This is a genomic window from Flavobacterium sp. UBA4854 (genome assembly GCF_002399805.1).
In the GTDB taxonomy this organism is placed as follows: domain Bacteria; phylum Bacteroidota; class Bacteroidia; order Flavobacteriales; family Flavobacteriaceae; genus Flavobacterium; species Flavobacterium ginsengisoli.
The window spans coordinates 4,722-10,684 of sequence record NZ_DHEI01000112.1 but is presented as its reverse complement, the minus strand read 5'-3'; the positions used below and the strand labels follow the sequence as shown (position 1 = coordinate 10,684).

Annotated in this window: 8 protein-coding genes; 7 read left to right on the top strand and 1 reads right to left on the bottom strand. The window is 34.0% G+C overall.

Going from position 1 to position 5,963, the window contains the following annotated elements; all coding sequences use genetic code 11:
* From B3J44_RS16685 to B3J44_RS16655, 7 genes are all read left to right on the top strand, one after another.
* Nucleotides 1-405, top strand: a 405-nt coding sequence (locus B3J44_RS16685; RefSeq protein ID WP_286969774.1) for a helix-turn-helix domain-containing protein, incomplete at its 5' end; no start/stop codon positions are given.
* A gap of 208 nt (nucleotides 406-613) precedes the next feature.
* Complete coding sequence (hemH, locus tag B3J44_RS16680; RefSeq protein ID WP_286969773.1) at nucleotides 614-1,633, top strand: ferrochelatase; 1,020 nt, start codon at nucleotides 614-616, stop codon at nucleotides 1,631-1,633.
* A 36-nt stretch (nucleotides 1,634-1,669) separates the two neighbouring features.
* A complete protein-coding gene (locus B3J44_RS16675; protein WP_286969792.1) occupies nucleotides 1,670-2,218 on the top strand; it encodes a CopD family protein in 549 nt (182 codons plus the stop codon).
* A 234-nt stretch (nucleotides 2,219-2,452) separates the two neighbouring features.
* Nucleotides 2,453-3,868: a sensor histidine kinase gene (locus B3J44_RS16670; RefSeq protein ID WP_286969791.1), complete on the top strand. Its 1,416-nt coding sequence runs from the start codon at nucleotides 2,453-2,455 to the stop codon at nucleotides 3,866-3,868.
* An 11-nt stretch (nucleotides 3,869-3,879) separates the two neighbouring features.
* Entirely contained in the window at nucleotides 3,880-4,662 is a 783-nt protein-coding gene (locus tag B3J44_RS16665) for an enoyl-CoA hydratase/isomerase family protein (protein WP_286969772.1), read from the top strand.
* 215 nt (nucleotides 4,663-4,877) lie between these two features.
* Entirely contained in the window at nucleotides 4,878-5,276 is a 399-nt protein-coding gene (locus B3J44_RS16660) for a hypothetical protein (RefSeq protein WP_286969771.1), read from the top strand.
* A 24-nt stretch (nucleotides 5,277-5,300) separates the two neighbouring features.
* Complete coding sequence (locus B3J44_RS16655) at nucleotides 5,301-5,786, top strand: DinB family protein (RefSeq protein ID WP_286969769.1); 486 nt, start codon at nucleotides 5,301-5,303, stop codon at nucleotides 5,784-5,786.
* Nucleotides 5,787-5,834: 48 nt separating this feature from the next.
* On the opposite strand, the gene B3J44_RS24235 is transcribed toward B3J44_RS16655, so the two are convergent.
* Nucleotides 5,835-5,963, bottom strand: a 129-nt coding sequence (locus B3J44_RS24235; protein ID WP_349678299.1) for a FeoA domain-containing protein, incomplete at its 5' end; no start/stop codon positions are given.

The window sequence follows — 5,963 nt, the reverse complement described above, 5'->3', positions numbered from 1 at the left end:
GAATTGTTGAGTTTGTATTTCAACAGAACCGAAGATCCAAATGCAGAACAATGTCCGTTTTTGATTGATGAAGATAACGTTTTGAAAATCAGAAAAGCTAAAGAAATTATTATCGCTAATATGGCCGAACCACCAGGATTGCAAGAACTAGCAGATGAAATTGGTTTGAATTTGAAAAAACTCAAAATGGGTTTCAAACAAATTTATGGCGATACGGTTTATGGTTTCCTTTTCGATTATAAAATGGATTTTGCTAGAAAATTATTAGACAGCGGTTCTTATAATGTAAACGAAGTTGGACTGAAAATAGGTTATAGCACAGGAAGTCATTTTATCGCGGCATTCAAGAAAAAATTTGCCACGACTCCAAAAAAATATTTGATGTCGATTAATGCTAATGTTTAATTTTTTTTTCGCTACTAATTAGCACGAATTAAAAAATCTGCAAGATCTGCGAAATCTGCGAGAAGAAATTTCTCGAATTAGCTAAATCAATTTTGAATATTCAATAATAAAGAAAAAGTAATAATTATCATATTTCGAATAAAGTACAGCGTTTACTTTTGCCGAAATTTTTAAAAACAAATAAAAAGCTTAAAGCAAAAAACACATAATGAAAGGCGCACTTTTAATAAACTTAGGATCACCAGACAGTCCAACTCCAAAAGACGTAAAACCTTATTTAGATGAATTTTTAATGGATAAATACGTGATCGATGTTCCGTATTTATTAAGAGCATTATTAGTTCGCGGTATTATTTTAAGAAAAAGACCAGAAGAATCGGCACATGCTTATGCGAAAATCTGGTGGGAAGAAGGTTCTCCGCTAATCGTTCTTTCTGAAAGAATGCACAAAAAAGTACAGCCTTTATCAAATGTTCCAGTTGCGCTGGCAATGCGTTACGGATCTATGACAATCGAAAAAGGTTTGCAGGAATTAAGCGATCAAGGCGTAACAGAAGTTTTGCTTTTCCCGCTTTATCCGCAATATGCAATGGCTTCTACTTTGACCATTTTGGTTTTAGCAGAAGAAATTCGCAAGAAGAAATTTCCTCACATGAAATTTTCAGATGTTCCAGCATTTTTCAATAAACCGGATTACATTAAAAACGTTGCAGATTCAATTAAAAAACATCTGCGTGATTTCGATTACGATCAGTTAGTGTTTTCTTACCACGGAATTCCAGAGCGTCACGTTCGTAAGACAGATAAAACAAAATCACATAAAAAATTCGTAACCAACGAAATGTGTTGCGAAGTTGGAACTCCAGAAGCTGAATTCTGCTATAGAACACATTGCTACGAAACAACGCGTTTGGTGGTTGAACAATTGGGAATTCCGAAAGACAAATATTGTGTGACTTTCCAGTCAAGATTGGCGGGCGATAAATGGCTTGAACCATATACCGATGTCGAAATTGACAATATGCCAGCAAGAGGAATTAAGAAAATTGCGGTTGTAACTCCAGCTTTCGTTACCGATTGTTTAGAAACTTTAGAGGAAATCGCAATGCGCGCCAAAGAAGATTTTGAAGCAAATGGAGGAGAAGAGTTCCTTGCAATTCCGTGTTTGAATGATGATGACGAATGGTGCCAGACGGTTTCTAACTGGATTAATGATTGGGCAAAATAGAAAATAGAAGAAAGAGTAAAGAAAAAAGACTTTATGATGGAGTACTATAATTACTTAAAATCACTGCATCTTATATTTGTGATCACTTGGTTTGCGGGTTTGTTTTATATTGTGCGTTTGTTTGTGTATCAAATTGAGGCAAATGAAAAACCTTCACCAGAAAAAGAAATTCTACAGGCACAATACAAAATAATGGCCTACCGTTTGTGGTATATCATTACATGGCCATCGGCAGTTTTGGCAAGTATTTTTGCTTTTTGGATGCTGTTTTTTACAGATGCAGGAAGCGTTTGGATCAAAATGCCGTGGATGCACGTAAAATTATGTTTCGTTTTCCTATTATATTTATATCACGGAAAATGCCATCAGATTTTTAAGCAATTACAAAGAGATGAGGTAAAATATTCCAATAATTTTATGCGTTTGTGGAATGAAGGCGCAACCATTATTCTATTTGCTGTTGTCTTTTTAGTAGTTTTAAAAAGTGCCATCAATTGGATTTTCGGCGTAATCGGAATTATATTATTCTCCGTTTTAATTATGCTGGGATTCCGTTTTTATAAGCGCATTCGAGAAAAAAAATAAAATCAGTTTGCCACGAATTACACGAATTAGCACGAATTTCTTTTGTAATATTTGCCACAGATTAAATGGATTTTAATGATTTTTTAGCGTTGCGTATAATCCCATTAATCATTTTAATCTGTGGCAGAAAAAAATAATTAGCGTAAATTCGTGTAACTCGTGGCAAAAAAGAAAATTATGCTAAACAACTTTAAAATGACAATGCTTTCGCTTCGTACCAGGATTTTCCTGTCGATGATTGTATTGATTGTGGTGGCATCTTTTTTATTGGCTTCGATTTCTATTATTCAGTTTAAAACGGAGGCCAAAGAATATCATCAAGAACGTTTAGAACGAAAAGAGAATGCAGTAAAAGAACACATCAATTATGTTCTGGCAACTACGACTTATCCGTTAAAAACTCAGAATCTGGATTTGATTTTTAAAGATAAAATCCACGAACTGGCACAGATTCATAAAATCGAAATCAACATTTACAGTCTTGACGGCAAACTTTTAAAATCTTCAAAAGAGTCTTTTGCGGTTGACAAAGCACCGCCGCCAATTCCAGAATACATTCTCAAATTAGTTCGATCTTCCATCGAAAAGCGATTTGTAGACATCAAAACGATTGATGGAGTTAAAAACAGATCTTCATACAGTTTAATTAAAGACGAAAAATTCAAACCACTCGGAATCCTGAATCTTCCATATTTAGAAGACGACGGATATTACGATAACGAATTGAATACTTTCCTGATCCGTTTAAGTCAGGTGTATTCTTTTATGCTTATTGTGGCTTTTGCGTTAGCATATTTCCTTTCAACTTATATTACAAAATCACTTAAAACCATTTCAGATCGTTTGGAAGAAACCAATTTGGATCAGAAAAACGAGAAAATTGTTTTAGAGGCAAACAGTAAAGAAGTCAATTTCTTGATAAAAGCCTACAACGGAATGGTGGACAAACTGGAAACAAGTGCAATTAAATTGGCACAAAGTGAACGTGAAGAAGCTTGGCGCGAAATGGCAAAACAAGTCGCACACGAAATTAAAAATCCGCTTACGCCAATGCGTTTGACGGTTCAGAGTTTCCAGAGAAAATTTGACCCTACTGCTCCAGATGTGAAACAAAAAATGAATGATTATTCTGAAACCTTGATTCAGCAGATTGATACTATGACAGCTGTGGCCTCGGCGTTTTCGAACTTTGCTTCAATGCCAGCGCAACAAAATGAAACGCTGAATGTAGTTGAGGTTGTCGAACTGGCTTTGGACATTTTCAACGAAGATTATATTTCTTTTGAAAAAGAAGAAGAAGAAATCATTTCTAAAATGGATCGTACGCAATTGATACGCGTAATTACCAATTTGGTTAAAAATGCAACTCAGGCCATTCCCGAAAGCCAGTTTCATAAATCAATTATAGTATCTGTAAAAAGAAGTGGCAATAATGTTGAGATTGCAGTAAAAGACAACGGAATTGGAATTCAGAAACAAGATATAGGAAGGATTTTCGAACCAAAATTCACTACCAAAACTAGCGGTATGGGACTTGGACTCGGAATTATCAAAAACATTATAGAAAATTACAAAGGAACAATTACCTTTGAGTCAACTTATGGAAAAGGAACTACGTTTACAGTTTCTCTCCCGATCACGAACTCATAAAATATAGCGTCATGAACTACGAAAATCTTTTAATTTCTATTGAAGAAAATATCGCGACAATTACCATAAACAGACCAACAAAATTGAATGCTTTGAACAAAGCAACAATTAGTGATCTAAGTAAAGCGATAAAATTATTGGGTAAAAATGATGATATCCGCGTTATTATTTTAACAGGAAGCGGTGAGAAAGCATTTGTCGCTGGAGCTGATATTTCAGAATTTGCTAACTATACTATTGTTGAAGGCGCGCAATTGGCTGCTGAAGGTCAAGAATCTCTTTTTGATTTAATCGAAGGGTTGAAAAAACCTGTTATTGCAGCAATAAACGGATTTGCATTAGGTGGGGGATTAGAATTGGCAATGGCATGTCATTTTAGAATTGCTTCTGATAATGCAAAAATGGGACTTCCAGAAGTTACCTTAGGATTAATTCCTGGTTATGGAGGAACACAGCGTTTGCCTCAATTGGTTGGAAAAGGCCGTGCGATGGAGATGATCATGACCGCTGCAATGATTTCTGCAGAAGAAGGAAAACAATACGGTTTAGTAAATCACGTAGTTTCTCAAGCTGAGCTTTTGTCTTTTACGAATGTAATTGCTCAAAAAATCATTAAAAATGCGCCTTTCGCTATTGCGAAAGCTATAAAAGCAATCAATGCTAATTTTACAGATGGTAAAAACGGTTTTGATGTTGAAATAAAATCATTCGGAAAATGCTTTGGAACTGCTGACTTTAAAGAAGGAACAACAGCATTTTTAGAAAAACGTAAAGCCGAATTTACGGGGAAATAAAATTTTCTTAACCGTAAAAAATATTAATTTTTAGCCACAGATTATTTGGATTAAAAGGATTTACAGGAATCTGTGTTAATCTCTATAATCTGCGGCTGATTTTTTTGCTCAATTCTTGTGTTCTTTGCGTAAATCTTTGCGACCTTTGCGGTTAAAATAATAGACAAAGATTGTAAAAACCTTAGAATCTCAGAACCTTAGCACCTTTAAAAAAAATGTACGAACCAATATTTGCCCTTTTTTGTGAACGAGTTAAAGAAAGCATCCAAAACGGAACTTTTGCAAAACTGACTTTGGCCAAAACCATGGGCGATACAGAACTTAAAAATGTATATTTCCGATTGGTTCTCAATGAAGATAATACATTCTCAATTTCGCTGACTTTTAGATATAAAACAGAAGAAATTGAAAGTATTCATACTTTAGATGAAGCCTTATTGATTTTAGGCACTCATATTAAAAACCCTTTTTTAACCGCACTTTTATTTACAACTGATGATGATGTTACGTTTAAAGTAAATAAAAAGAATGCTGGAAGTATTATCGAGCAAGCACCAACTTTTAAAAATGCTTCGCCGGTTATGTTGGAAATGATTGAAAAGGGAATTGTTTAGAACTCTAATTTTCAAACTCAAATAATGGAAGAATTAAAGGGAATATTATGGCGACAATTTGGAGCTGTAATAGATATGCTGGAAAGTTCAATTTTAGTTTGTCCTGATAATTTTTGGGATAAAAAAGATTTTTGGTATTCTGTTTATCACACCATTTTTTGGATTGATTATTATTCATCTGTAAAACCAGACGAATTTTCTCCGCCACAACCATTTTCCTTATCTGAGTTTGATCCAGAAGGAATTTTGCCTGAAAGGATTTATCTAAAAGAAGAATTGCTTGAATATCTTGAGTATTCCCGTAAAAAGGTTTTCTTTTTAATTGAAGGCTTAAATGAAGAAACTTCAAAAGAAAGATTCATTACAAAGAATAAGGATTTTAACAGAATTGAAATGATTTTATACAACATGAGACATGTTCAGCATCATGTTGGCCAGTTGAATTTATTGTTAAGACAAAACGTAGATGTAGCTGGAGAATGGGTTTCTCAAACTGATAAAAAATATTGATATTATGAAGTCCTGAGAACTGTTACATATGGCTCTGCAAAATAACCTCTAAACCAGCTTTACAAACAAATTAGAAGCAATTTTATTCGAAATAGATAATTCTCTATCATTTACTTTAATTTTAACTGATAGATCGAAGGATTCTTTAGAAAGCAATTCAATTTTTGAACCCAAAGC

Excerpts from the sequence above, each read along its gene's own strand:
- hemH (WP_286969773.1), top strand. The coding sequence starts at position 614 with ATGAAAGGCGCACTTTTAATAAACTTAGGATCACCAGACAGTCCAACT.
- B3J44_RS16675 (WP_286969792.1), top strand. The coding sequence starts at position 1,670 with ATGGAGTACTATAATTACTTAAAATCACTGCATCTTATATTTGTGATC.
- B3J44_RS16670 (WP_286969791.1), top strand. The coding sequence starts at position 2,453 with ATGATTGTATTGATTGTGGTGGCATCTTTTTTATTGGCTTCGATTTCT.
- B3J44_RS16665 (WP_286969772.1), top strand. The coding sequence starts at position 3,880 with ATGAACTACGAAAATCTTTTAATTTCTATTGAAGAAAATATCGCGACA.
- B3J44_RS16660 (WP_286969771.1), top strand. The coding sequence starts at position 4,878 with ATGTACGAACCAATATTTGCCCTTTTTTGTGAACGAGTTAAAGAAAGC.
- B3J44_RS16655 (WP_286969769.1), top strand. The coding sequence starts at position 5,301 with ATGGAAGAATTAAAGGGAATATTATGGCGACAATTTGGAGCTGTAATA.